This window comes from Lujinxingia litoralis, assembly GCF_003260125.1.
Lineage (GTDB): Bacteria > Myxococcota_A > Bradymonadia > Bradymonadales > Bradymonadaceae > Lujinxingia > Lujinxingia litoralis.
In genome coordinates this window covers 310,907-335,134 of the sequence record NZ_QHKO01000004.1, presented here as the reverse complement: position 1 = coordinate 335,134, position 24,228 = coordinate 310,907, and the positions used below count along the sequence as shown (strand labels likewise).

Genomic DNA, 24,228 nt, shown 5'->3' with positions numbered 1-24,228 from the left:
ATTCGAGGCTGTCGTCCTGAGCTTCTGTGGCGCGTGAGCGCTGTGCCGCGAAGCGTGCTGAGGCGACGCTTTCATCTGTGACCTGAGCCATGGTCCTTTATGCACGACGATACAAAGCAGCCACTGCCCGACGACCAGGGCGCAGAGTCCGGGGAGGCGCGCGCGTCGCTGAGTGCGCCTGAGATCGTGGGCGCGTCTGTGGGGAGTTCGGGGGAGAGGGGGGCGCCCGCGGAGAGCAAGGCGTCGGAGGGGGGACATCGCTCCGAACGATCTGGAAACTCCCAGGTCAGCGCCTCGCTGCGGGCGCTGGAGGTGCTGCTGCGGCGCACCGAGCGTGAGCTTCGCCGCCCGATTCTGCTGGAGGGTGGATTGTGGGCGGCCTCGGGGGCGCTGGCCGTGGCGCTGAGTGCGCTGGCCGTGGCGGCGATGTTTGAGGTTCAGGGGGCGCTGGTTGCGCGCTGGATTTTGGGCGTGGGCCTGGGCGCGGTGGCCATCAGCGCGCTGGTGGCCTGGGGGCTCTTTCGGGCGCGGGGACGCGGGGCGACGACCACCGCGCAGCTGATCCAGCGCCATGAGACGAGTTTTCGAAACGATCTGGTGTCGGCGCTGGAGTTTGGTCGACGTCTGAGCGCCGAGGGAGGGCGCCAGGCGCTGGCCGCCGAAGGGGTGAGCGCCGGTTTGGCCGCCGCCCATGTGCATCGGGCGCTGAAGTCGGCGCTGGCCCGGGCCCGGGAGCAGTCGCTGGCGCATCTGGTGCCGGCGCGTGACCTGCGCGCTCCGCTTGGTGCCGCCGGGGTGTTGGCGCTGGTGCTGGCCATCCCCCTGGTGATGAGTCCGGGGTGGACGCTGGGCGTGCTCAGCGGCGACCGGGTCGGGGCTTCGGTGGCCGGAGATCGGGTGCGCGAGCGTCCGATCGTCGGGCAGATCGACGCGGTGATGGTGTACCCGGAGTACACCGGGCTGGGGCGCCAGATGGTGCGTCTGGGGTCGGGCTTTCTGGAGACGTTGGAGGGCACCGAGGTGCACCTGCAGCTGGTGCTGTGGCCGGAGCGCTGGCAGAAGGTCGAGTTGGTGCGCAGCTGGCAGGGAGACGAGGGCCCGCAGGAGGAGGTGCTCCCGGTCAAGGTGCAGGGGCAGCAGGGGGCGGTGAGCCTGAAGCTCCGGGAAAGCGGCAGCTATACCTTTCGCGCGCTGAGTGAGGATGGGGCGCCGGTCGAAGACGGCGTCAGCCGTCCGATTCGGGTGGTGGCCGATGAGGTGCCCCGGGTGCGTCTGACCTCACATAGTCCGGGGCCTGAGCCGCTGATTGTGCAGCCCGACGAGGTGCTGGAGCTCTCGGTGGAGGCGCTGGATGACTTCGGGTTGAGCGGGCTGAGTCTGGCGCATCATTTTGGGGAGGATGAAGAGGGCGGGGAGCGTCGGGCGCTGGAGCTGCGGGAGCTGGAGTCGAAGCCCCGGGCGCTGGAGCATACCCTGAGGTTTGAGCTGAGCGCGTTGAACTTGCAGCCCAAAGACCGGGTCTCGATCTATTTTGAGGCTCGCGACATCAATAAGGTTACCGGCCCGGGGGTGGGGAGAAGCGAGGCGCTGGTGATTTATGTGGAGAGTCCCGACGACCAGCATATGCGCAACATCGCCGACCAGCAGGCGCTGCTGGAGGCGCTCTTGTTGCACCTGGCCGATGTGTTGGAGGCGCCCCCCGGGGAGCGGGTAAGGGAGGGGGCAGAGGGCCAGCGTTTTGTGGTGGATGAGACTCTGGATGCGGCGGCGCGCAGCGCGATCTTCGATGTGGGAGCTCAGCACCACGGGGTCCGCGAGCAGATCCTGGCCGAGTTGGACGCGTTGCGGGCCCGGGTGGCCGACGACCCGATGATGAGCGGTCGTAACGCCGCGCTTTTTGACGGGCTGGCCACGCAGCTGCAGCGGCTCCAGCAGGAGGGTGGCGAGTTGCTCAAGCGGCTGCGGGTGCGCTCGGAGCGGGGCGACCTGACCCGGGCTCATGTGGCCGAGATCGCCGGGTTCACCGCCCGGGTGGAAGACGAGCTGGAGAAGGCGCTCCTGCGTTTTGATGAGCTTCTGGCCCGCCAGAAGATGGAGCTTGTGGAGGCGACCGCCGAGGAGCTCAAGGCGATGCGTGATCGCTTGCGCGAGCTTCTGGAGCAGTACCGGGACACCGAAGATCCGGCGTTGAAGAAGGCGATTGAGCGCGAGGTTCAGCGTTTGCGCCAGCGGATGGCCGAGTTGATGGCCCGTATGCAGATGCAGATGGAGAAGTTGTCTCAGGAGCACGTCAACATGGAGGCGCTGGAGGCGATGCAGATGGAGAGCGAGGCCGCGCAGCTCGGTCAGCAGCTGCAGTCAATCGAGGAGCTGCTGGCCCAGGATGATATCGAGGGGGCGCTGGCCGAACTCGATAAGATGGATGAGCTGCTGGAGGGGCTCAGCGCGGAGGTGGATCAGGGCATGGCGCAGTCGGCTCCGGAGGGGATCTCGGAGCTCGATCGGCAGATGGGCGAGTTGATGGAGGATGCCAGTCAGCTCCAGGAGATGGAGCGGGCGTTGGAGGCCCAGACCCGGGAGCTGGATGACGAGCTGGCCAAGGAGCGTCGCGAGACGCTCCAGGAGATGGTCAAGCCGGCCGTCGACGAGGTGATGCGGGAGGTGGAGCGTCAGGAGCGGGCGCTGGATCAGATGGAGGAGCTGGCGTTGCCCGAGCGCGACCTGGGCCAGGTTGCCTACAACCGTGAGGCGCTCGGTAAGGTGCGTCAGGCGCTGGAGCAGGAAGATTTGCCGCTGGCTCTGGATGCCGCGCGCGATTCGGAGCGACGTTTGCGCGGGATGCGCGGCACGTTAAGTCTGTCGGAGCGCTATGTGCGCGAGCCCGAGCAGCTTGATGCGCTGCGCCGGGCCGGGGCTTCCAGTGAGAGGATGGCCGAGCGTGGGGAGAAGATCGTGGAGATGCTCGACGAGTTTATGGAGCAGGCCCAGCAGCAGCGCGGCTCTGAGGGGCAGTCGCAGCGATATGAAGAACTGGCCGAACGCCAGCAGCAGGTCCGGGAGCAGGCGGAGGCGCTTCGCCAGAAGGTCGAGCAGACCGGGGAGCGTTTCCCGATGGTGCGCGATCAGGTGATGCCTTCGCTCGAGGAGGCGACCGAGGCGATGGAGCAGGCCGAGCAGGCGCTTCGTCAGGGGCAGGGGCAGCCGGCGCTCGATGGTGAGCGCTCCGCCCTGGAGCAGCTAGGAGAGCTCGGCGACCAGATGCGCCAGGCGATGCAGCGTCAGCGTCGTCAGGATCAGCGTGGTCAGGGCAAACAGAAGACCGAGAAGGTGGAGATTCCGGGGGCGTCGAGCCGCGAGGCCCAGGAGCGCATGCGTCGCGAGATGATGGAGGGGATGCGCGAGGGGCGGCTTGAGGATTACGACTCGGAGATCGAGCGCTACTACAGGAGCCTGGTGGAATGATGCGAGAACACGCACAGAAAACGTTCAGGCGGGCCGCGGCGGTGCTGATGGCGCTGCTTTTGCTGGCGGTGTCCGCGCCGGTGTGGGCGCAGGCTGGGTTGGAGGATTACCAACGCGCCGAGGAGATGCTTTCGGCCTGGCAGCTGGACGAGGCGCGTCAGGCTATGGATCGCCTGGCCGAGAAAGCCCCGGGGATTCCGGAGCTGGCGTATCTGGAGGCGCGCTACGCGTTTTACGACGGGGATTACAAGCAGGCGCTGGAGCACATTGACCGGGCGTTGGCCGGGCGCGAGCAAGCGCACTGGCAGGCGTTGCGCGAGATCATTGCCGAGACCATCGAGGTCACCGGCAGTTATGCGCGTCATGTGAGCCCCTCGGGGCGCTTTGAGGTCTTTATTGAGCCGGGGCGCGACGAGGTGCTTCTGCCCTATGCCTTTGAGGCGCTGGATGCAGCCTATGAGGCGCTGGGGCAGGAGTTGGATTACTACCCGTCGACGCCGATTCGGGTGGAGGTGTATCCGCGCACCGCGACGCTGGCGCAGGTCTCATTGCTGACCGACGAGGAGATTCGCACCTCGGGGACGATCGCGCTCTGTCAGTACAACCGGCTGATGATCACCAGTCCGCGGGCGGTGCTCAGGGGCTACGGGTGGGTGGACACGTTGATTCACGAGTACGTGCACTACGTGATCAACCGCAAGACCTACAACCAGGTGCCGATCTGGATGCATGAGGGGCTGGCAAAGTACCTGGAGCGACGCTGGCGTGGGGAGGATCAGGCGCGGCTCTCGGCGAGCTCGGAGCATCTTTTGCATCAGCGACTGCAGGCCGATGAGCTGATTCCATTTGAGGCGATGCACCCCTCGATGGCGAAGCTCCCCAGTCAGGAAGACGCGGCGGTGGCCTTTGCCGAGGTGTACACGACCATGGAGTATCTGCGCGAGCAGGTGGGGCCGGGAGCCTTTGGGCGCCTGTTGGATACGATCAACCAGGGCTACGATTCGCAGACGGCCTTTGCCCGGGTGTTGGATACGAGCTGGACGAGGTTTGAGAAGGACTGGCGTCGCTACCTGCATACGCGTCCGGCGCCCGACTTATCGGGGGAGAGCGAGGCCTTTGAGGAGACGCTGGTGTTTGAGGATGAGCCGGGCGCGGGCAACGATCTGGAGCAGGTGGGGACGCCCGGGGCGCGCGATCACATTCGCCTGGGGCAGATGTTTCAGGTGCGGGAGCGCTTCGGGGCGGCGGTGGTGCAGTATCAGAAGGCCGGCGCGCTGATCGGTGCGCAGAACCCGGTGCTTCAGGGGCGTCTGGCTCAGAGCTTGCTGGCCATTGGCGAGGCGCAGGAGGCCGTGGAGGCGCTTGGCGAGGTGCGGGAGCTTTACCCGGGGTATGTGACGACGTGGCTGGAGTTGGGGCGGGCCTATCTGGCGCTCGGGCAGCACGAAGCGGCCCGGGAGGCGCTGGAGGAGGCGGCGCGCATCAACCCCTTTGATCCGGGTGTGCACGAAGGGTTGGCCCGAGCGTATTCAGCGCTGGGTCTGGCGCCGGGGGCCGAACGGGCCCGGGCGGCTGAGCGGCTGGTGCAGTGAGGGTAGTGGGAGACCGGGAGTCCCGTGTTTAGGGAGTGACTCCCGGTCGTGTTTGGGGGTGACTCCCGGTCGTGTTTGGGAGTGACTCCCGGTCGTGTTTGGGGGTGACTCCCGGTCCGGGAAAGTGCTGTGAAAACAAGGTGATGGCGTGACCGGGGGTCAGGTTTTCGGATGTCCGGGAGTCCCGTGTTTGGAGTGACTCCCGGTCGTGTTTGGTGGTGACTCCCGGTCGTGTTTGGGAGTGACTCCCGGTCCGGGAAAGTGCTGTGAAAACAAGGTGATGGCGTGACCGGGGGTCAGGTTTTCGGATGTCCGGTAGTCCTGTGTTTGGAGTGACTCCCGGTCGTGTTTGGGGGTGACTCCCGGTCGTGTTTGGGGGTGACTCCCGGTTGTGTTTGGGGGTGACTCCCGGTCCGGAAAAGTGCTGTGAAAACAAGGGGATGTCGTGACCGGGGGTCAGGTTTTCGGATGTCCGGGAGTCTCGTACGGAGGCCTACCAGGGAACGACCGCGCGGTGTTCGGCCAGCCCACCCCAGTGTCCGGTGCCGATGACGGCAAAGGTGGCCACCCACCAGAGCAGGCCGCCAAAGCGGCGCCAGTCGACCAGGTTGTGGCGCTGGCCGTAGTCATAGCTGGTGGCGGCCAGCGCGATGACAAAAAAGGCGGTGATGCCCAGGTAGCGGTGGTGGGAGAGGTCTTCGGAGCCCCCGCTAAAGCCGCCGGCCACCAGGCCGGAGACCACAGCCAGGGAGGTCATCGCCAGGTTGGCCCAGCCGCCCCAGCGTACCAGGGGGCGTAGCAGCTCCGGGTCGTCGCGGCGCAGTCCGTAGGTCGCTGCGGCGGCCAGTCCCATGGAGAGGACGATGGGGAAGTGCAGGCTCAGGTGGTGCAAGAAAGAAGGCCACATCGCTTTAGCCTCCCTGGTGCACAAACGCGATCGTGACGCCGTCACCTCCCTCTTCGCGCTCGCCGCGGCGGAAGTCGCGCACGTAGCGCGAGCGGGGCAGATGGCCGCGGACCGCGCGCTTGAGAGCGCCGGTGCCATGGCCATGGATGATGTAGACCCCGGAGATGTTCCGCAGGTAGGCGCTGTCGAGGAAGAGCTCGAGCTTGTCCAGCGCTTCGTCGGCGCGCATGCCGCGCAGGTCGACCGAGTTGTCGGAGGTTTGCGGCAGCAGCATCACCTCGTCGGCCGACGTGGTTGTGGTGCCGGAGCTCACCGCCGCGCGGCGGCCGCGGCGGTGGTCGCGTCGCTGGCTTTCGCTGACGTGGTAGAGGTCGGTGGTTTTGACGTTGACCTTGAGATCGCCCAGCTGAACCTGAGCCTGACTGTCGCCCGGGGAGTACTTGAGCACCTGGCCGGCGCGCTTGAAGGGGCGGCAGTACACACTCATGCCCTCTTCGATCTCGTCAGGCGTGACCGGACTTAAGCCCTCGGGGCCGGAGCGCGGCGGCCGGGTTTTCTCCTGGGCCTTTTCGATGGTGTCTTCGGCCTGCTTGAGGCGATCTTGCATCGCCTGGAGCTGCTGCTCGGTGTGCTTGCCGGCCTCGACGGTCTTCTGACGCTTGAGTTCCTTGAGTTCTTCGCGGATGCGATCGCGGGCCTGGCGAAGATCGGCGCGCAACTTGCGGGTCTCGCCAAAGAGTTGGTCGCGGTCTTTCTGCAAAAGCTCGGCGTATTTCTTTTTGTAGCGCGTGGCCCGGGTCTCGGCCTCCTGACGCGTCTGGCGCAGACGGTCCTTTTCGAGGTGGAGTTCGCGCACCTGATCTTCCAGGCTCTCCAGAACTTCCTCGACGCTGTGATGATCCTGGCCTTCCAGGATACCTAAGGCGCGGTCGATGAGGGGTTGAGCCATGCCCAGACGCGAGGCGATGCGCACGGCAAAGGAGCTGCCCGGGATGCCCATGGTCATCTGGTAGGTGGGGCTGAGCGTCTCGACATCAAAGCCCATGGAGGCGTTGGCAAAGTGCTCGCTCTGGTAGGCCAGTGTTTTGAGGCCCTCCAGGTGAGTGGTGACCACGCAGGTGGCGCCGCGGTTGGCCAGGTTCTCCAGCAGGGCCACGGCCAGCGCGGCGCCCTGCATCGGGTCGGTGCCCACAAAGAGCTCGTCGAGAAGGACCAGGGAGCGGGGGCCGCAGCGATCCAGGAAGGTGTTGATGTTGGTGACGTGGCCCGAGAAGGTGCTCAGGTCGCGCTCAATGGATTGCTCGTCGCCCACGTCGGTGAAGATCTGCTCGAAGAGGGGAATGGCGCTGCCCTCGTCGACGGGGATGGGCAGGCCGTGGCGCACCATGATGGCGAGCAGGCCGGTGGTTTTCAGCGAGACGGTCTTCCCGCCGGTGTTGGGGCCGGAGACGATCAGGACTCGTCGGGGCGGGGTGATGGCGATGTCGTTGGGCACCGTGTCGTTGTCGATGCGCCCGTCGGGGAGCTCCTGGCGGAGCTTCAAAAAGAGCAGGGGGTGGCGGGCCTGGCGCAGCTCCAGCTCGCCATCGGTCAGCCGGGGGACGGTGGCCCGGAGGATGCGGCCCTGGCGCGCGCAGGCCTGCACAAGGTCCAGGTAGGCCAGCAACTCCACGTTGCAGAAGAGGGTGGAGGCGTGGCTGGCCACCAGGGCGGAGAGGCGTTTGAGGATGCGCTCCTCTTCGTCGGCCAGCTCGATCTGGGCCCAGCGCAGCTGGTTGTTGAGTTCGACAAGCTCGGTGGGCTCGATGAAGAGGGTCTGTCCGCTGGCCGAGTAGTCGTGCACGATGCCGGGGACGTGTCCGCGGGCGCCGGCGCGAATGGGGATGACGTAGCGGTCTTCGCGGACGGTGACGTAGTCGTCGCGCAGGGCGTGGTCGAGTTCGCGGGACTTCAGGAGCTGGTCGACCCGCGAGGCGATGCGGTCCTGGTGGTTTTGGACCGCGCGGCGCAGGCGGCCCAGGTCCGGGCTGGCGTGGTCGGAGAGGCGGCCGCCGGGCTCGATGGCGTGGGTCAGCGTAGCGCGCAGATCGCTTAAGGGGTCGACCTGCATGCCGATGAGCCCGAGGTTGGGCAGCACATCGGTGCGGCTTTGGAAGTAGCGAGCGACCCGGGCGGCGACGTCGCAGTTGCGGCTGATGGCCTCCAGGTCCTCGGCGCGCAGCGAGCCCTGGCGGGAGACGTGCTGGAGGGCGCGGCGGATCTCGCGCAGGCCGCCCAGGGGCGGGGCGTCGTCGTTTTCGAGCAGCGCCATCAGCTCGGCGGTCTCGGCCAGACGCTGGTTGACCAACTCCCGGGAGGGCAGGGGGCGCAGCTCCTCAATAAGGAACTGCCCCTCCGGGGTGCGGGCGAGCTTGTGGAGCTCGGCCAGGAGCTGATCCCATTGCAGATCGCGGAGCGATTTCTGGGGGATATCGCGCAGGCGATCGTCAGGCTCCTCGATGAGCGGCCGCAGGGTGGTTCGCAACAACCTGGCGGCGCTGGCGGGGAGTTGGTCGAGGATGGCGTCGCTGGCGAGCGTCGCGGACGTCGGGCGCGCGGCGTTCTCAGAGGTCATAGCGTAGACAGTGTGGGAGTCAGGATAAGGATCAGGCTCAGGTGTGCACCGGTAACAGAACTTTGACCGTGGTGCCTTCGTCGGGGGTCGAGTCGACGGTGATATCACCGCCCATCGATGCAACAAGCCCCTGGCAGACAAAGAGTCCCAGGCCGGCACCTTCGCCGATACCCTGGGTGGTGAAGAAGGGCTCAAAGGCCCGGGAGAGAACGTCTTCGCTCATTCCGCGCCCGTTGTCACGGACTTCCAGCACGACGAGGTCGCGCTCGGGGTTGTGGCGCAGGTTCACGTCCACCCGGGCCTCTTCCGGGCTGAGGTGATTGACGGCGTCGGCGGCGTTGTCGAGCAGGTTCCACAGGACCTGCACCACGCCAACCTCGCTGGCCCAGACCCGCGGAACTTCCTGGAGGTCTTTGTGGAGGCTGGCTACCGGGAGGACGCCGGGCTCGGCGCGGCGCAGGGCCCAGCTTACCAGGCGGACCATGTCGAGTTCTTCGGCCTGGTTCTGGGCGGCATCGGAGAAGGAGCGCAGATCGTCGATGATGGAGCGCACCCGGTCGATGCCGCTCTGCACCTTGGAGATGGCCTGGCGGATGTCCTGGATGGCGTCGCTGACGACGTCGTCGGAGGCGTAGGCCTGCTGCACGGCGCCGAGTTCTTCGGTGACAAACTCCAGGTTGGCCAGGACGATGGCCAGCGGGTTGTTGATCTCGTGGGCCACGCCGGCGGCCAGGCTGCCGACGGCGGCCATCTTGTTATTGGTCTGCACCTTCTGGCGCAGGCGGTGCAGGTCGGTGATGTCGAAGATGGCGCCATCGAGGTAGGTGATCTGATTGACCCGGCCGTAGATGGCCCGGCCGCGCTCCCAGATCCGGCGGACGGTGCCATCGGTATGAATCATGCGGTAGTGCAATTCAAAGGGCACCCGCTGAGCGATGGCGGATTTGACCTCCCGCTGTACGTAGGCGCGATCTTCGGGGTGAATCATCTGGCTGATGGTGACGCGTTGCTCCAGAAAGTCGCGGGCCGGGCGTCCGACCAGCTCTTCGATGCGCTCGGAGATGAAGAGCGCGGTCCAGTGCTTGTCCAGGCGCACGCGGTAGACCACGGCCGGGAGGTTCTCGACCAGGGAACGAAAGCGTTGCTCGCTCTGGTGGAGGGTGTCTTGTTCGGGAAAGGTCTCGGTGAGGTCGCGCACGATCGCCAGAACGCGATCGGCGCTCAGTGGCGAGAAACGGCACTGGAAGCGGGCCAGCTCGTTGCCCCGGGGTATCAGATTTTCCAGGGACTGAGCCTCCTGCTCATCAAGCGCCCGCAGGAGGGCCTCGTCGATGGGGGCAACCGCGTCGCTCGGGATCAGCGCCTGGAAAGAGCCCATCTCGTCGCCCTCGTCGGGCGCTTCGGGAAAAAAGGTGCGCATCAGCCCGGAGTGGACGTGGCAAATGGTGCCATCGGCATCGAGTTCCAGCACGAGATCGGGGGTGGCGATCAGCGGATTCTCCGTGGCCGTTGTGGGCTTGGAGGGCTCCGGGGACTGGCGCTTTGCAGGTCGTTTGCGCTCGGACATAGCTTCTTTGGGGAAAAGGGATGGCCAACGTGGCAAAGGTAAACACCGGTCGTAACAGGAGCGCCGATTTCGGCCCGTGCCCGGGGCCTGTGTTCGGGGGAGTCGGGTGCGGGGAGGCCAGATACGGGGGATGAAAGGGGAGGGATAGTAGTCTCAGGGACGGGGGGAAGTCGAGTCGCTCCGCGCGGCGGGCCGAGGGGGCTTTGCGGGCCGGGGTTCAGGCGTTGGGATAGGTGCGCCCGGCCCAGCGGAGTTCTCCGCGGCGCGTGGCGCGCCAGGAGTTGAGTGCGATGGCCAGCAGCAGAAGCACGGCCACCGGATGGAGGACCACGCCTGTGAGAGGGTGGCCAAAGCGCCCAGCCAGTGCCAGGCGATAGAGCAGGTTGAGGCTGCAGGCCACCATCGCCGGCAGGGTGAGCGCGTGGAGCGCGGGCAGAACCAGGCTCAGCGCCAGCAGCCCAAAGGGGGCAACGAAGGCGCTCAGGTAGAGGGCGATAACGCCGAGCAGGAGAAGCGGGCTTTTGCCCAGGCCCGGGTAAATATTTTTGGTAAATCCGTCCCAGACCTCGGCCAGCTCGCGGTACATGCGGCAGCGGGCCAGGTGGGTGCCATCGGCAAAGACCACGCGTTGGCCGGCTTCTTTGGCGCGGCGTCCAAAGGCCATATCGTCGACCAGGGCGTCGCGAATGGCTTCAAAGCCGCCGGTGGCCCGGTAGGCCTGGCGGGTGGTGTAGAGGACCTGGCCGTTCATGGCCAGGAGGTCGGGGCGGCGGGTGTGGGGGATGAGGAGCAGGGGGAGCCAGCTCAGGTAGGTCAGGTGCAAGAGGGGCAGGATGAGGCGCTCGGCCAGCGAGCCGGTGACCTGGGCCGGGACCGCGCTGACCACGTCGGCACGGTAGCGTTGTTGCCAGGCGGCGAGCTGCGAGAACGCGGTGGGCTCCAGGCGCACGTCGGCGTCGATGAAGAGGAGATGATCGCGCTCGGTGTGGCTGGCCAGGCGGTGGCAGGCGTGGCATTTGCCGGCCCACCCGGTCGGCAGCGGTGTGGCCGGCACCAGAACGAGCCCGGGAATCTCCTGTTGAAGCGTGTGCAGGGTCTGCGGGGTCTGGTCGGTGGAGTGGTCGTCGTAGACCAGGATCGCTACGTCGACCTCGGGGTGGGCTTCGGCGGCGCGGGCCACGCTGCGGAGGCAGGCCTCGATGTTGCGCTCCTCGTTGCGGGCCGGGATGAGTACAGCCAGCTGTGAGGGTGGCGAGGCCGGGGGGAGGCGTCGGGGCCAGGTCAGCAGGTTGAAGGCGCCGATCAGAGCGGCCAGCGCGATGGGGGTGATGATAAGGAAGGTCAGCGGCACAGCAAACACCGGGAAAGGGTACGCTCAGAGCGGGGAAGTTGTCGGCGGCAAGGTCTACGCCGCGGGGCCAGAGTCTACCCTCTTTTTTCGGTAATCGAGGCGGGCCCCGGTGTGGCGGATGTTTGCCGCCGGAGCCCGGGGGCGGTATGCGCTCAGGTGGCAGGCGTTTGGACGAGTGCGGGTGAAGGGATGATGAGGAAGGTTGAGACGATCGGGGTGCGGGAGATTCGCGGACGCACCACGCGGGGAAGGCTGGCGCCGCTCGATGCGCTGATGATACCGCAGCTGGCCTCCTGGCTTCAGGAGAGGCCCCAGGCGGCCGTGATCGACGTGGGCTATGGTGAGCACGGCTGGACCACGCTGGAGTTCTTTGAGGCGCTGCGTGAGGCCGGCGTGATGAGCCCGGTGGTCGGCCTGGAGGTGGAGGCGCATCGGGTCGAGGGGGCGCAGACGCTGGCGCGCCCGGGGCTGCGCTTTGTGCAGGGGGGCTTTGAACTCGAAGAGGCCACTGGCCAGCAGGCCTCGCTGGTGCGGGCGATGAACGTGCTGCGCCAGTACGCTCCGCAGGAAGTGGAGGGGGCCCATCGGGCCTGGGGGCGGGCGCTGATCGAGGGCGGGTATCTGATCGAGGGGACCTGCGACGGGACCGGGGCCCTGGGCTCGGTGCACGTGCTGCAACGGCGCGGCGAGGCGCTGGAGAAGCTTGGCCTGTTGCTGTGGACGGACTTTTCGAAGGGGTTTGGGCCCTGGATGTTTCGGGACTGGTTACCGGCCGACCTCCGGCGGAGTTTGAAGCCCCGGGGGGACTCCCGGTCACCATCCGGAGGAGCGCAAAGCGCGTCGGTCGGGGACTCCCGGTCATCATCCGGAGGTGCGCAAAGCGCGTCGGTCGGGGACTCCCGGTCATCATCCGGAGGTGCGCAAAGCGCGTCGGTCGGGGACTCCCGGTCCTCCGAAGGTGTTGATTGTAAAGGGGAATCGGAGTGGGGTGTGCCGGGGGAGGCGCACTGGCTTCTCGGAGCGCCGGGGGGCGCGTCTCGCCGCGGTGGCGGGCTCTACGAGGTGCTGGCGCGCTGGGCGGAGCTGGCCGTGGTCGTGCGAGCGGAGGGGATCTGCGAGAATGCCCGGGTTTTTGAGGAATCGCTGGCGCGTTTGAGTCGGGAGTGCGCGGCGGTGGTGCTCGCCAGGGACCTCTGGGGTCAGGGGGGCGTCTGGTTGGCCGGGGGCTTTGGCTGGGGAGAGACGGGCTGAGTCCGCGCTCGGGCTTCGCGCGCCGGGTAAGATAGATAAGACGGGTAAGCGATGTGGTTGGAACTCAAGGTGTGAACATGAACGATCAAAACAGGAGCCGGGGGCCGGTGGTGGGCACCTCGAACAAAGTCCTGGTCAGCGCCTGCCTCCTCGGACGGGAGGTGCGCTACGACGGGAAGGACTCGCCAGTAAAAAGCGCTTCGGGGCTGCAATGGCTTGCGGCGATGCACCGGGCCCAGCGTCTGGTGGCGGTCTGCCCGGAGGTGGGCGGGGGCTTAAGCGTGCCGCGTCCGCCGGCCGAGCTGGTGGGGGGCGATGGTCTGGCGTTCTGGCGAGGCCAGGCACGGGTGATCAGCGTCGAGGGCCTCGATGTGAGCGCGGAGTTTGAGCGCGGCGCCTGTCTGGCGCTGGAGCTCGCCAGGCGCCATCAGGTCTGCGCGGCGGTGCTCAAAGCACGAAGCCCCTCGTGTGGAGGGGCTTCGGTGTACGACGGCAGCTTTGAGGGCCGGCTGATTCCCGGCCAGGGAGTCACCGCCGCGCTCTTGCGTTGGGCGGGGGTGGCCGTGTTCACGGATGAAGAACTCGACCAGGCCCGGGCCTTTGTGGAGGCCCGGGGCTGAGGTGCCTTAAACGCTTTGTCCGCTGAGCGCTGAGCCCATGACCTGCAGCTCAAAGTCGCCGAGGCCCTGGCCGCCGTAGCTGGTCACCAGGATGTTGTAGGTGCCCGGCGTCAGCTGGCGCTGGATGCTGGAGTTGGTCGACTGGTTGGCGTCGTCATTCTCCTCGATGAGGTTGCCGCTCTGGTCCTGGATGACCAGGTAGGGATCGAAAGAGCTGGAGCGCAGATCGATGCGTACCTGGGTGGTCTCGGTGACCTCCAGGGTGTAGGTGCGGCCGAGCCCGGGGCGATTGGTCATCCCGGTGTCCGAGGGCAGGATGTAGCTCTCGATCGTCTCGCCAGGGGCGATGCTGGTGCGATCATCGACGACGATGATCTCGGCATCCAGGGTAAAGGGGCCCGAGGCGCGCTGGGCCAGGGAGCTGGCCACCAGGGTGTAGTCGCCGGCCTCAAGATCCTGGATGATGCGCGGGTTCAGGGCTCCGGCCGAGTCGTCATCTTCGGCCACCACGCGCCCGTTGCTGTCGAGCAGGTAGAGGTAGGCGTCGAAGGTGTTGGCCTCCATCTGCAGCTTGACTGTGTTCGCCTCTTCCAGGGTGAAGGGGTAGGCAAATCCGGGGCGCGCGGCCGCGCCGTGCACCTGGGGATTGAGCCCGTAGACCCCCTGGTAGAGCTCGCCCAGCGAGAAGCTCTCCGAGACGGACATCTCCTGAGGCTGAACGTCCAGGGTGAAGGCGCCCTGGCCCTGGCCCTGATAGGAGTTCACCCAGATCTGGTAGGAGCCGGCCGGAAAGACCGAGAGCACGCCCGAGTCGGTCGGGTTGCCCTGCCCCGGGATGGCCGAGTCGTCGTTCTCGGCGACCACGGTGTTCCCCCGGGTGTCGACGATGCTCAGGTAGGTGTCGAACTCCATGGAGTGCGCGCGGATGTTGAGCAGTGTTTCTTCGTCGAGGTTCAGCGGGAAGACCGCGCCGGGGATGCCGGTGACCGGGTGGGTGCTCATCCCGGGGAAGATGTAGCCGGCGGCGGAGCCGGGCAGAGAGACCTCGGCCTGAGCGGCCAGCTCGGAGCTCTCCAGGGTGAAGCTGCCGATGGCGCCGGCGCTCTGGCTGGCGAGGACCACCAGGTAGCGCCCGGCGGCCGGCGCCCGGGTGATCAGGCGAGCCTGCCCGTCGGCGGCAGGCTGGTCCAGAGTGGAGGCCAGCGGCGTGAAATCGGGGGCGAACACGGTAAGCACCGGGCTAAAGCCGGTGGCGTTGGCCTTGAGGCGCAGGACCTGGTTGGCTTTGAGGTTCACCGCGTAGGTGGTGTAGCGCGCGCCGTTAGTGGCGTTGATGTTGCCGCTGGCGCTCAAGGTACCCGAGGTCGAGGACTCGACCTTGATGGTGGAAAGATCGTCGGTGAGGAAGGGGCCGGAGGAGGCGCAGGCGCTGGTCAGCGAGATGCACGCCGTCAGCGAGAGGGCTGCCAGGGCGCGCGGGGCGAAAGGGTGACCTGAGGGTTGGTACACAGAGAACTCCTGATAGGACAACAGCGAAGCATTTCATCCGAGACGTGCAAGGTGTGCGACTATAAACGAGAGCTCGCCAGTGGCAAAGGATCGCAGAGAGGCGATGCTCGGGGGACGCGGCCAGGGTGGGCCGGGCGGTGTCGGCGCGCGGGCAGGCCACCGGGGCGCGGTGCCCCTCCCCGATTAGGACGGGGAGCGACCGGGGGAGGCACGCTAACCCCCCGACTCAACCGGTCAAGGGGGAGCGATGTGTACCGCAGGGGCTGCGGGCTCAGAGCCGGGGCGGCAGGGGTTCGGCCTGGTGTTCGCCGCGGATGCGGTTCCAGCCAAAGCGGATGGCGTCGCGGAAGAGCATCCAGGGCTCGGACTCCCGGGCCTCCCAGCTCTGGTGCGCCAGGGGTTCGACCTGGTCCCAGGTCTGGTCGCGGTAGCGGGGCTCTTCGGCCAGGGCCACGCCGTAGCGGTAGGCCAGCGCGAAGTCGGCGTAGGCGTAGCGGCTGTCGGCGTAGTTGCGCTGGTAGTGATCGCGAAACTCGTCGTCGAAGCGCGAGGTGTTGTTGCGCGCGGGCGGGGCTCCTGAGGAGGAGACCAGCGAGGCGCGGGAGAGGACCGGCTCGTGGGTGGTGCTCTCGGTGCCCGAGGTGACCTCGCTGCTGTGGGGGACCTCGGTGGCGGTGGCGATGTTGCCAAAGCTGATGTCGGGCCGGGGGAGCTCCGGGGCCCGCTCCACCGCCTCGGAGGTCTCGATGCCGGGGACGTCGGTGCGGAAGGTGGCCGCGGCCAGGCCGACCGAGGCCGTGGAGATGCCCTCGGATTCGGCGCTCTCGACCATGCCCTCCTGGCGAGGCTCGGCCAGGCTCTCCCGGGCGGGGATCTCTCCGGGGTAGGCGTGGCGATCCATGATGATGCGGGCGCTGTGGGCCAGGGTGTCGTCGTCGGTGTCGACGATCAGCAGGCTGTAGCCCTGGCGCACCCCGGTGGCGTAGTGCAGGGCCTCGTCGACGCTGACCCCGCGGGCGGTGAGCTTTTTGAGCGATGTTTTGGCGTCCTTTTGCTCGCGCTCCCGGTCGGAGAAGAGGCCCTTGAAGAGCCCGGCGTGCTGGTCTCCGGGGGGCTCGACCTTGTCGATGTGGGAGGGGTCGACGCCGGCCTCGATCAGCTCGTCGATGGTGCGTTCGGCCCGCTCTTGATGGGTGTAGAGTGCGAGGATGAGGGTGTGCATAACGACCTCTCGGGGCAGGAAAAGGGGTGCTCGGGGCGACGCCGGGGCGTCACGGGCAAAATGTGCGCGCCGCGCGACGAACACATAATAAAAAGGATCGGGGATTAACCCGACCGGACGCCTGTTTGACCGGGGGCGGTCGCCGTGCTAGTCGGGGCCGACTCTGGGCGCGCCGAAAGTGGTTCGCGCGTCGATTTTACAGGTGGCCTCTGAGCCGGTGGACAGGGCTGCGCGGACAGCGAGCGAGCAGGGTATAGCGATGATCACAACCTCTGGCGTGATGGTGAACTTCAGCGGGCAGCCGCTCTTTGAAGATGTGAACGTGAAGTTCCTTCCGGGGAACTGCTACGGGCTCATCGGGGCGAATGGCGCCGGCAAGTCGACGTTTTTGAAGGTGCTCTATGGGGAGCTGGAGCCGTCGGCCGGGGTGGTCAGCATTCCCTCCAACCTGCGGATGACCCGTCTGGAGCAGGACCAGTTCCGCTACGACGACGACGTGGCAATGGACGTGGTGCTGCGCGGCCACCCTCGCCTCTACGAAGTTCACAAGGAACGCGAGAAGCTCTACGCCAGCGCGGACTTCAGCGAAGAGGACGGTGCCCGGGCCGCCGAGTTGGAGATGCTCTACGCCGATCTCAACGGGTATGAGGCCGAGGCCGAGGCCGCGATCCTGCTCTCGGGGCTGGGCGTGGCCGATGATGAGCATCATCGGCGGATGGGCGATCTGGAGGCCGGTCAGAAGGTGCGCGTGCTCCTGGCGCAGGCGCTCTTTGGCAAGCCCGACATCCTGCTGCTCGACGAGCCCACCAACAACCTGGACGTGCACACCATCGCCTGGCTGGAGGATTACCTGCAGCGGCTGGAGTCGCTGGTGATCGTGGTCAGCCACGACCGTCACTTCCTCAACAACGTGTGCACCCATATCGCCGACATCGATTTTCGGCGCCTCAAGATCTACGTGGGGAACTACGACTTCTGGTTGCAGGCCGCCGAGCTGGCGCTTCAGCAGCGCCGCGATGCCCAGAAGAAGGCCTCCGATAAGGCCAAAGACCTCAAGGCCTTCATCGAGCGCTTCAGCTCCAACGCGTCGAAGGCCCGGCAGGCCACCTCGCGCAAGAAGCTGCTGGATCAGCTTACGCTCGACGATCTGCCGATCTCCACGCGTAAGTACCCGCACATCCACTTCAATTTCGAGCGGGAGTGCGGCAAGAAAGTCCTGATTCTGGAGGACCTCCACAAGAGCATCGATGGCGAGCAGCTGCTCAACGGCTTTAACCTCAACGTGCTCCCCGGCGACCGCATCGCGTTTGTGGGGCCGGATGGACGTCCGCGCACCACGCTCTTTCAGATCCTGGCCGGAGAGCTGGAGCCGGATAGCGGTACGGTGGAGTGGGGCAGCACGATTTCCAGCGCGTACTTCCCCAAGGATAACGAGGCCTACTTCAAGGATGTGAACCTCAACCTGATCGACTGGCTGCGGCAGTACACCGAGGATATGCACCTGGAAGATGTGCGCGGCTTTCTGGGGCGGATGCTCTTCAGCGGGGAAGACACCAAGAAGAGCGTCAAGGTGCTCAGCGGTGGTGAGAAGGTCCGCTGCATGCTCTCGCGGATGATGCAGGTGGGCGCGAACCTGCTGATCCTTGATGAGCCGACCAACCACCTGGATCTTGAGAGCATCACCGCGCTCAACAAAGGGATGCAGGCGTTTAGCGAGAATAACGTGATCTTGTTTGCCTCGCACGACCGGGAGCTGGTGCGCACGGTGGCCAACCGCATCATTGAGCTGGGGCCCAACGGGTACCTGGATTTCCACATGCCCTTTGATGAGTACGTGACCAGCGAGCGGGTCGCCCAGGCGCGCCGGGAGCTGCACGGGGCAGAGCTCGGACTCTAAATTGCGGGCCGGCCGGGCGTCGGCTGCGTGAGCTGTGTGGGAGAGAGCCGGAGGCCGCCGAAGCGGTCTCCGGTTTTTTTTGGGGGTGGGGCCGGTGGTCATGCCCCTCCGGGAGCGCTCCCTTCCCCCCCCTCCCTCCTTTGGGGGTGTTGAGGAGGCACCGGCGGCCGGCAAAGGTCCTGACAAGGGCGAGCAAGCGCGTTCGAGCATTGACCGCAGTCGGGGAGACTTCTAAAACGCCTCTAAGTTGTAGAGAACTATGGCATTGTCTGGATTGCCATCAGGGCTTCTACAGAGTGCAAGATGGTCGGAGCGGAGAGACGAGTTGATGCGAGTACGAGCGATGTGGGCGTGGCTGATCGGTGGCATGGTGATGGCGCTGGTAAGTGGGTGTGAGCGCGGCGATGATCTGGGGCAGCAGGCGCCCGAAGAGGTGGCGGTGGCCTACCTGGAGGCGATGCGTGATGGCCAGGTGGAGAAGGCCTGGGCGATGGTGACCCGGGCTGATCAGGAGGCCATGCCCCTAAAAGTGCTGCAGGCGCAACGCGATCAGGCCCAGGAGCGCATCGACGAGGTGGCCGCCACGATGAGCTTTGAGGTGGGGGAGGTTCGCCCGCAGGATGGCGAGGTGGTGGTGGAGGTGAGCCTGAAGAGCACCTCCGATGCGCTGCCGCCGGCGGCGGCCCGGCCGCAGGAGATTCGCGTGCGTCAGACCGCGGCGGGCTGGCGCGTCGACACCGAGTGGGCCGAGAAAGCCGGCAGCGTGCTCGATCGCCCCGAGGGCGAAGGCGCCCCGGGAATGCAGTGAGCACGATGAGCGGTGAGCCCGGTCGGGCCTGAGTACGCGGAGCGCAGATGAGTTCGACAAAGACGTATCATCCCCTGGTCTTGCGGGACCTGGAGGTCGCCGGCCTCTCGGCGGGGGAGGCTCCCTCACAGGAGGCCTGGCAGGGGTTTTTGCAGCGCATCTCCCAGCGCTACGAGGAGGGGTTTGAGGGCGCGCTGGTGCTGGATGAGCGCTTCGATAAGATGATCCGCCACGCCGTCGATCCCTTTTTTCTGCACGATACCCGGGGGCAAGTGATCGAGGTCAATCACGCGGCCTGCGAGATGCTGGGCTACAGCCGGGAAGAGATGCTGGGGATGCATGTCAGCGTCTTTGAGATGGACTTAAAACCCGGGGCGATCTGGGAGCGCATGACCATCGACGAGGTGTTCACCGTCGAGGGGCGTCATCGCAGCAAGGAGGGGCGCGTCTACCCGGTTGAGACGCGGGTAGGGGCGTTTATGGCCGGGGGTCAAAAGGTGATCCTGGCGCTGTGCCGCGATGTCAGCGAGCGGGTCGAGCGGAGCCGGGAGCTGCGCACGCTCAACGCCGAGTTGGAAGCGGCCCGCGATGCGGCGATGCACGCCAGCGCCTCGAAGAGCGACTTCCTGGCGAGCATGAGTCATGAGTTGCGCACGCCGCTGAGCGCGGTGATCGGGTACTCGGAGTACCTGCTGGAGCGGATGTCGGACGATGATGAGGAGCGCTACGCGGGCGACCTGGAGCGGATCCGGGTCGCCGGCGAACACCTGCTCGCGCTGATCAACGACGTCCTTGATCTCTCCAAGATCGAGGCCGGCAAACTCGCCGCCAACGTGGATCGCTTTGAGGTGGCCGGGCTGCTTCAGGAGGTGAAGTCGACGGTGGCGCCGCTGGCCTCCTCGCGGGGCAACCGCCTGGTGGTACGCTGTGCGCCGGAGCTCGGGGAGATGCACAGCGACGCGACCCGGGTGCGCCAGATCCTGCTCAATCTGCTGGGTAACGCCTGCAAGTTTACCGACGCCGGGGAGGTCGGCGTGGAGGCCACGCTCGTGCGCTCCGATACGATCGCGTTGCGGGTCTGGGATACCGGGGTCGGCATGAGCCCGGAGGCGCTGGCGCGGGTGTTTGAGGCCTTTGAGCAGGCCAACGCTCAGGTGGCCAGTCAGTATGGAGGCACCGGGCTGGGGCTGACCCTGACCGAGCGCTTTTGCCGCCTGCTCGGAGGTGAGATCAGCGCGCGCTCAACGCCGGGGCAGGGGACCGAGTTTCTGGTGGAGTTGCCTCTGGTGCTCGAGGCGTAACACACGGGAAAAACGGGGGGGAGGGTGACTCCCGGTCATGTCTGGGGGTGACTCCCGGTCATGTCTGGAGGTGACTCCCGGTCATGTCTGGAGGTGACTCCCGGTCATGTCTGGAGGTGACTCCCGGTCATGTCTGGAGGTGACTCCCGGTCATGTCTGGAGGTGACTCCCGGTCATGTCTGGAGGTGACTCCCGGTCATGTCTGGGGGTGACTCCCGGTCATGTCTGGGTGTGACTCCCGGTCATGTCTGGGTGTGACTCCCGGTCATGTCTGGAGGTGACTCCCGGTCATATCTGGAGGTGACTCCAGGTTCTTGTAAGGTTATGTAGTTGTTGGGGTTTTGGTGGTTTGGTGCCGAGGGGTTGAGGCGTGGCATCGATCAAAAAAGCCGGGAGTCCTGTCAGGACTCCCGGCTTTTTTTGAGGGGAATGAAAGGGCGTAAAGCCCCGGGTCAGAAGAAGATGTTGATGGTCCCGATGAGCACCGCGGTGAAGAGGACGGTCATGGCGGTACCGGCCTTCAGGAAGTCTTTGACGCGGTAGCCGCCGGGGCCCATCAGCAGGGCGTTGACCTGGTGGGTCGGGAGCAAGAAGGCGTTGGAGGCGGCCAGGGCTACGATCAGACCGAACTGGGCCGGGTCAGCACCTACGCCCACGGCCACGTTGGCGGCCAGGGGCACCAGCAGGACGGTGGCGCCGACGTTGGAGATGGTCAGCGTGAAGGCCGTGGCCAGCAGCGCGATGGTCAGCTGCACGCCCCAGGTGGGGAAGCCTTCGGTCAGGCCGATGACGCGCTCGGCGATCCAGGCGGCGGTGCCGGTGTCTTCCACGGCCTGGCCCAGGGGGATGAGCGCGGCCAGCAGGAAGACGGTTTTCCAGGAGACGGCGCGGTAGGCTTCGTCGGCGGTGAGCACTCCGGTGATGAGCACGATGACCGCGCCGACCATCAGCGCCAGGGAGAGCTTGAGCGAGGAGAAGATCACCAGGCCCAGGGCCAGGCCAAAGGCCAGCAGCGCCCAGCGGGTCTTATGCGTGCGGGCCGGCTCGGCCGGGTAGTCGCTCAGCACCACGAAGGGGGGCTCTTTGGCCAGGGTCTGCAGGCGTTCCCAGGGGGTGAAGAGCACCAGGACGTCGCCGGCGTCGAGCACGATCTGGCGCACATCATCGATCAGGAGCTCTCCCCGGCGGTGGATGCCCAGGACCGTGACGCCAAAGGCGGCGCGCAGGCGCAGATCGACGACCTTCTTGCCCACCACGTCGCTGCCCGGGCGCACCAGGACCTCGGCCAGGCCGGCGTGCTGGTCATCGTGCAGGGCGGCAAAGGGGGTGTTGGCGGTGGGGGTAAGGCGCGCGCTCTGAGCCAGGTGCTCGATGCGCTCGGCCGGTCCCAGGATGGCCAGGACGTCGCCCTGCTGGATGCAGAAGTCGCGGGTGGGGGCCGGGGTCAGTTCGCCGTCGCGGGCGATGGCCAGCAGGACGATGCCCTGGCGCTGAGCCTCGATGGCCTCGACGGAGTCACCACACAGGGGGCTATCGGAGCCGACGGCAAAGGCGTGAATGGTCTGGTCGATGCCGTAGGTCGCGGCCAGGTCGCGGGCTTCCTCACTCTCCTGAATGGTGTTGGAGGGCAGCAGCCACTTGCCGGCGATGGCGAACATGGCGATGCCGGCCACCGTCAGCGCGATGCCGATGGGGGTGGGGGTGAAGAGGCCCAGGGGCTCGATCTCCACGCCCAGGTTCTGGGAGCTGGCAGCGAGCAGGTCGTTGAGGAGAATCAGCGGCCCGGAGGCCACCAGGGTCATCGTGCCGCCCAGAATGGCCGCGAAGCCCATCGGCATCAGAATGCGGGAGACCGAGATGCCGGTGCGCTCGGCCAGGCGCTCGCTCACCGGTAAGAAGAGGGCGGCGGCGCCGATGTTTTGCATAAAGGCGCTGATCGCGGCCACGCTCCCCGAGATCAGCGAGATGATGCGCCCCTCGGTGCGGCCGCCGACCTTGAGCAAAAAGGCGGCAACTCGCCGCATGATGCCGACCCTGTCGAGGGCGGCGCCCAGGATCATCACGGCGATGATCGAGATGACGGCGTTGGAGGCGAAGCCGTTGAAGAGCTGATCGCCGCTGACCAGGCCGGTGAGGCCGACGGCCACCATGATGATGATGGCCGCCACGTCGATGCGAACGATCTCGGAGACAAAGAGGTAGATCGCACTGGCCAGTATCACCAGCACTGTGATCATGTCCGGGGTCAGGGATTCCATCGCTGCAACTCCATGCAAAGTTTAGGTGGGGAGCGCCCGGGGCGCACAGCGATGGCACACTGCAGTGATCGTACCAACTCGTTACGAAGCCGCATCCCGACAGGTGTTCGATGCTGGAAGGGCCGCTAAATACGGGGAGAATCGAGGGTTTTGAGAAAACGCGATTCATCGAGTTTCAGGGCGGCCGGGAGGGCCGGAGGGGCTTTGTTTCATTTAAAAGGGGATAAAAGTGAAACGTGAAACGTGTTTTGTTTCAGTCGAAGCCTCCCAACGTTTCGGGGGAGGGGGATGGGGAGTACGTGCACGAGAATGCGGTGGAAGCGAGGAGGGCTTGCGCTATGGTGGGGGCCGATGCAGAGGCCCGGTGGCCAAGGAGAGCAAGGAGAGGACGATGAGGGTCAACACCCCGGACGAAGAACAACCCTACTGGACGCTGGCCGGCGTCGGGACCTCGGAGCATGTGGTCGAGCGCAGTCGCTTTTTGGGCTACGCGCTGGCGGTGAGCTCGGAGGAGGAGGCGCAGGCCTTTATCGCCGAGAAGCGGCGCGAGTTTTACGACGCGCGCCATGTCTGCTTTGCGTTTCGGCTGGGGCGGGGCGCCCAGCCCCTGGAGCGCAGCAGCGACGACGGGGAGCCGGCGCGCACCGCGGGGTTTCCGATGCTGCAGATCCTGGAGGGGCTGGAGCTGGTCGATGTGCTGGTGGTGGTCGTGCGCTATTTTGGCGGCATCAAGCTGGGGACCGGGGGGCTGGCCCGGGCCTACCGGGAGGCGGCCCGGCAGGCGGTGGAGGCGGCCGGGCCCGAGCGGCGATTTCCGCAGCGGGAGGTGGCGTTGAACATCCCCTACGGGGTCCAGGCCCAGGTGGAGCATCTGCTCGGGCCGATGGAGGAGGTGGAGGTGCTCCGCGTCGACTACGCGGCCGATGTCACCCTTCATCTCGGCGTCCGCTGTCTCGCTCTCGAAGACCTGCGGGCTCGCCTGGCCACCCTGCTGCAGCGCGATGGGGCCGACGTGTTTGAGGGCGACGAGGGCTAGCGGGGGCTCCGCCGCAAAGCGGGGGGGCTCAGCCCAGAAGAAGCAGGAGCAGGATCAGGGGGGCGCTGACCAGCAGGGTGTTCAGGGTGGCCAGCAGGGCCAGGGGGAAGATGGCGATGCGGCGCAGGTACCGGCGCAGGGTCAGGGCGTTGGCGCGCGCCCGCGCCAGGAGCTCGGGGCCGGTGGGCTCCGGGGCCTGGGTGTCGCGCGGGGCCTGGGTGCGCAGGGCGCGCTGGAGCAGGCGATCGACGCTGCGGTCGAGCGCCCAGGTGATGGGACGCGCGAAGAGGCCGGCGGCCTGGCGCACGGTGCGCTGGACGACGGGGTAGATCAGGCGGTGGTAGAGGGTGTTGGCCAGCGAGCGCGCCGCGGCTGGCGAGAGCTCTTTGCGGCGCAGGCGCGCCAGTTCTTTGAAGGCGTCGTCGGTGCCATCGAAGATCAGCTCGATGAGCTGCCAGAGGCTGTCGAGGGCGGCGGCCACCACGCGGATCGCGCCCCAGAAGGAGCCGATGAGGACGCCGGCGAGCACGCTGTAGAGGACGAGCGGGATCAGCAGGGCGGTGGAGAGGGTTTGAAAGCCCCACCACGCGAGCGCGCCGGTGGCCAGGCCGCCCACCGCGCACCAGCGCACCATGGTGAAGATGGCCAGGGGAAGGTTGAACACGCGCTGGGCACGGCGGGTGAGCGCCTGGCTGGCCGAGGACGCCAGCCAGCGCTCCTGAGCCGCGCCCAGCGCTGAGTCGGTGTCGGTATCGGTGGCGTGGCGCTCGGTCATCGACGAGGTCTTGGGTGGCGAGGATTCGGAGCGGGGAGTGGGGGGCTCGGGAGGAAGG

At 66.6% G+C, this 24,228-nt stretch carries 16 protein-coding genes; 8 read left to right on the top strand and 8 right to left on the bottom strand.

The window, feature by feature from the left end:
- The first annotated feature begins 99 nt into the window (after positions 1 to 99).
- Both DL240_RS10955 and DL240_RS10950 read left to right on the top strand, forming a co-directional pair.
- Positions 100 to 3,462, top strand: a complete 3,363-nt coding sequence (locus DL240_RS10955) for a DUF4175 family protein (RefSeq protein ID WP_111729934.1) — start codon at positions 100 to 102, stop codon at positions 3,460 to 3,462.
- Complete coding sequence (locus DL240_RS10950; protein ID WP_111729933.1) at positions 3,459 to 5,054, top strand: peptidase MA family metallohydrolase; 1,596 nt, start codon at positions 3,459 to 3,461, stop codon at positions 5,052 to 5,054. Before DL240_RS10955 ends, DL240_RS10950 begins: the two co-directional genes overlap by 4 nt.
- Positions 5,055 to 5,547: 493 nt before the next feature.
- Here the strand turns inward: DL240_RS10950 and DL240_RS10945 are convergent, their stop codons facing one another.
- From DL240_RS10945 to DL240_RS10930, 4 genes are all read right to left on the bottom strand, one after another.
- Positions 5,548 to 5,961, bottom strand: coding sequence for a hypothetical protein (locus DL240_RS10945; RefSeq protein ID WP_111729932.1), 414 nt, complete (start codon positions 5,959 to 5,961; stop codon positions 5,548 to 5,550).
- A 4-nt stretch (positions 5,962 to 5,965) separates the two neighbouring features.
- Complete coding sequence (locus DL240_RS10940) at positions 5,966 to 8,575, bottom strand: endonuclease MutS2 (protein ID WP_111729931.1); 2,610 nt, start codon at positions 8,573 to 8,575, stop codon at positions 5,966 to 5,968.
- A 37-nt stretch (positions 8,576 to 8,612) separates the two neighbouring features.
- Positions 8,613 to 10,142: an ATP-binding protein gene (locus DL240_RS10935; protein WP_111729930.1), complete on the bottom strand. Its 1,530-nt coding sequence runs from the start codon at positions 10,140 to 10,142 to the stop codon at positions 8,613 to 8,615.
- A 217-nt stretch (positions 10,143 to 10,359) separates the two neighbouring features.
- Positions 10,360 to 11,493, bottom strand: a complete 1,134-nt coding sequence (locus tag DL240_RS10930) for a glycosyltransferase family 2 protein (RefSeq protein ID WP_158542492.1) — start codon at positions 11,491 to 11,493, stop codon at positions 10,360 to 10,362.
- Positions 11,494 to 11,682: 189 nt separating this feature from the next.
- On the opposite strand from DL240_RS10930, the gene DL240_RS10925 reads away from it, so the two are divergent.
- Positions 11,683 to 12,744: a class I SAM-dependent methyltransferase gene (locus tag DL240_RS10925; RefSeq protein WP_111729928.1), complete on the top strand. Its 1,062-nt coding sequence runs from the start codon at positions 11,683 to 11,685 to the stop codon at positions 12,742 to 12,744.
- 77 nt (positions 12,745 to 12,821) lie between these two features.
- A complete protein-coding gene (locus DL240_RS10920) occupies positions 12,822 to 13,364 on the top strand; it encodes a 2-thiouracil desulfurase family protein (RefSeq protein WP_111729927.1) in 543 nt (180 codons plus the stop codon).
- Positions 13,365 to 13,370: 6 nt separating this feature from the next.
- Here DL240_RS10920 and DL240_RS10915 read toward each other — a convergent pair whose 3' ends face one another.
- Positions 13,371 to 14,873 carry a PPC domain-containing protein gene (locus tag DL240_RS10915; protein ID WP_111729926.1) on the bottom strand — a complete coding sequence of 501 codons (1,503 nt, stop codon included), beginning with the start codon at positions 14,871 to 14,873 and terminating at the stop codon, positions 13,371 to 13,373.
- A gap of 271 nt (positions 14,874 to 15,144) precedes the next feature.
- Positions 15,145 to 16,095, bottom strand: coding sequence for a hypothetical protein (locus tag DL240_RS10910; protein ID WP_111729925.1), 951 nt, complete (start codon positions 16,093 to 16,095; stop codon positions 15,145 to 15,147).
- A gap of 259 nt (positions 16,096 to 16,354) precedes the next feature.
- Here DL240_RS10910 and DL240_RS10905 point away from each other — a divergent pair, with 259 nt between their 5' ends.
- From DL240_RS10905 to DL240_RS10895, 3 genes are all read left to right on the top strand, one after another.
- Positions 16,355 to 17,992: an ABC-F family ATP-binding cassette domain-containing protein gene (locus DL240_RS10905; protein WP_111729924.1), complete on the top strand. Its 1,638-nt coding sequence runs from the start codon at positions 16,355 to 16,357 to the stop codon at positions 17,990 to 17,992.
- A gap of 325 nt (positions 17,993 to 18,317) precedes the next feature.
- The gene (locus tag DL240_RS10900; protein WP_158542491.1) at positions 18,318 to 18,800 is read left to right on the top strand and encodes a DUF4878 domain-containing protein; all 483 of its coding nucleotides are present in this window, start codon (positions 18,318 to 18,320) and stop codon (positions 18,798 to 18,800) included.
- A gap of 47 nt (positions 18,801 to 18,847) precedes the next feature.
- Positions 18,848 to 20,101 carry a sensor histidine kinase gene (locus DL240_RS10895; RefSeq protein ID WP_111729922.1) on the top strand — a complete coding sequence of 418 codons (1,254 nt, stop codon included), beginning with the start codon at positions 18,848 to 18,850 and terminating at the stop codon, positions 20,099 to 20,101.
- A gap of 452 nt (positions 20,102 to 20,553) precedes the next feature.
- On the opposite strand, the gene DL240_RS10890 is transcribed toward DL240_RS10895, so the two are convergent.
- Complete coding sequence (locus tag DL240_RS10890; RefSeq protein ID WP_111729921.1) at positions 20,554 to 22,359, bottom strand: SLC13 family permease; 1,806 nt, start codon at positions 22,357 to 22,359, stop codon at positions 20,554 to 20,556.
- A gap of 391 nt (positions 22,360 to 22,750) precedes the next feature.
- On the opposite strand from DL240_RS10890, the gene DL240_RS10885 reads away from it, so the two are divergent.
- The gene (locus DL240_RS10885) at positions 22,751 to 23,395 is read left to right on the top strand and encodes an IMPACT family protein (RefSeq protein ID WP_111729920.1); all 645 of its coding nucleotides are present in this window, start codon (positions 22,751 to 22,753) and stop codon (positions 23,393 to 23,395) included.
- A gap of 28 nt (positions 23,396 to 23,423) precedes the next feature.
- Here the strand turns inward: DL240_RS10885 and DL240_RS10880 are convergent, their stop codons facing one another.
- On the bottom strand, positions 23,424 to 24,170 hold the full coding sequence (locus tag DL240_RS10880; RefSeq protein ID WP_111729919.1) for a hypothetical protein: 747 nt from the start codon (positions 24,168 to 24,170) through the stop codon (positions 23,424 to 23,426).
- Positions 24,171 to 24,228 lie beyond the last annotated feature (58 nt).

Excerpts from the sequence above, each read along its gene's own strand:
- DL240_RS10885 (WP_111729920.1), top strand. The coding sequence starts at position 22,751 with ATGAGGGTCAACACCCCGGACGAAGAACAACCCTACTGGACGCTGGCC.
- DL240_RS10925 (WP_111729928.1), top strand. The coding sequence starts at position 11,683 with ATGATGAGGAAGGTTGAGACGATCGGGGTGCGGGAGATTCGCGGACGC.
- DL240_RS10880 (WP_111729919.1), bottom strand. The coding sequence starts at position 24,170 with ATGACCGAGCGCCACGCCACCGATACCGACACCGACTCAGCGCTGGGC.
- DL240_RS10940 (WP_111729931.1), bottom strand. The coding sequence starts at position 8,575 with ATGACCTCTGAGAACGCCGCGCGCCCGACGTCCGCGACGCTCGCCAGC.
- DL240_RS10910 (WP_111729925.1), bottom strand. The coding sequence starts at position 16,095 with ATGCACACCCTCATCCTCGCACTCTACACCCATCAAGAGCGGGCCGAA.
- DL240_RS10905 (WP_111729924.1), top strand. The coding sequence starts at position 16,355 with ATGATCACAACCTCTGGCGTGATGGTGAACTTCAGCGGGCAGCCGCTC.
- DL240_RS10955 (WP_111729934.1), top strand. The coding sequence starts at position 100 with ATGCACGACGATACAAAGCAGCCACTGCCCGACGACCAGGGCGCAGAG.
- DL240_RS10945 (WP_111729932.1), bottom strand. The coding sequence starts at position 5,961 with ATGTGGCCTTCTTTCTTGCACCACCTGAGCCTGCACTTCCCCATCGTC.
- DL240_RS10935 (WP_111729930.1), bottom strand. The coding sequence starts at position 10,142 with ATGTCCGAGCGCAAACGACCTGCAAAGCGCCAGTCCCCGGAGCCCTCC.
- DL240_RS10950 (WP_111729933.1), top strand. The coding sequence starts at position 3,459 with ATGATGCGAGAACACGCACAGAAAACGTTCAGGCGGGCCGCGGCGGTG.
- DL240_RS10920 (WP_111729927.1), top strand. The coding sequence starts at position 12,822 with ATGAACGATCAAAACAGGAGCCGGGGGCCGGTGGTGGGCACCTCGAAC.
- DL240_RS10895 (WP_111729922.1), top strand. The coding sequence starts at position 18,848 with ATGAGTTCGACAAAGACGTATCATCCCCTGGTCTTGCGGGACCTGGAG.
- DL240_RS10890 (WP_111729921.1), bottom strand. The coding sequence starts at position 22,359 with ATGGAATCCCTGACCCCGGACATGATCACAGTGCTGGTGATACTGGCC.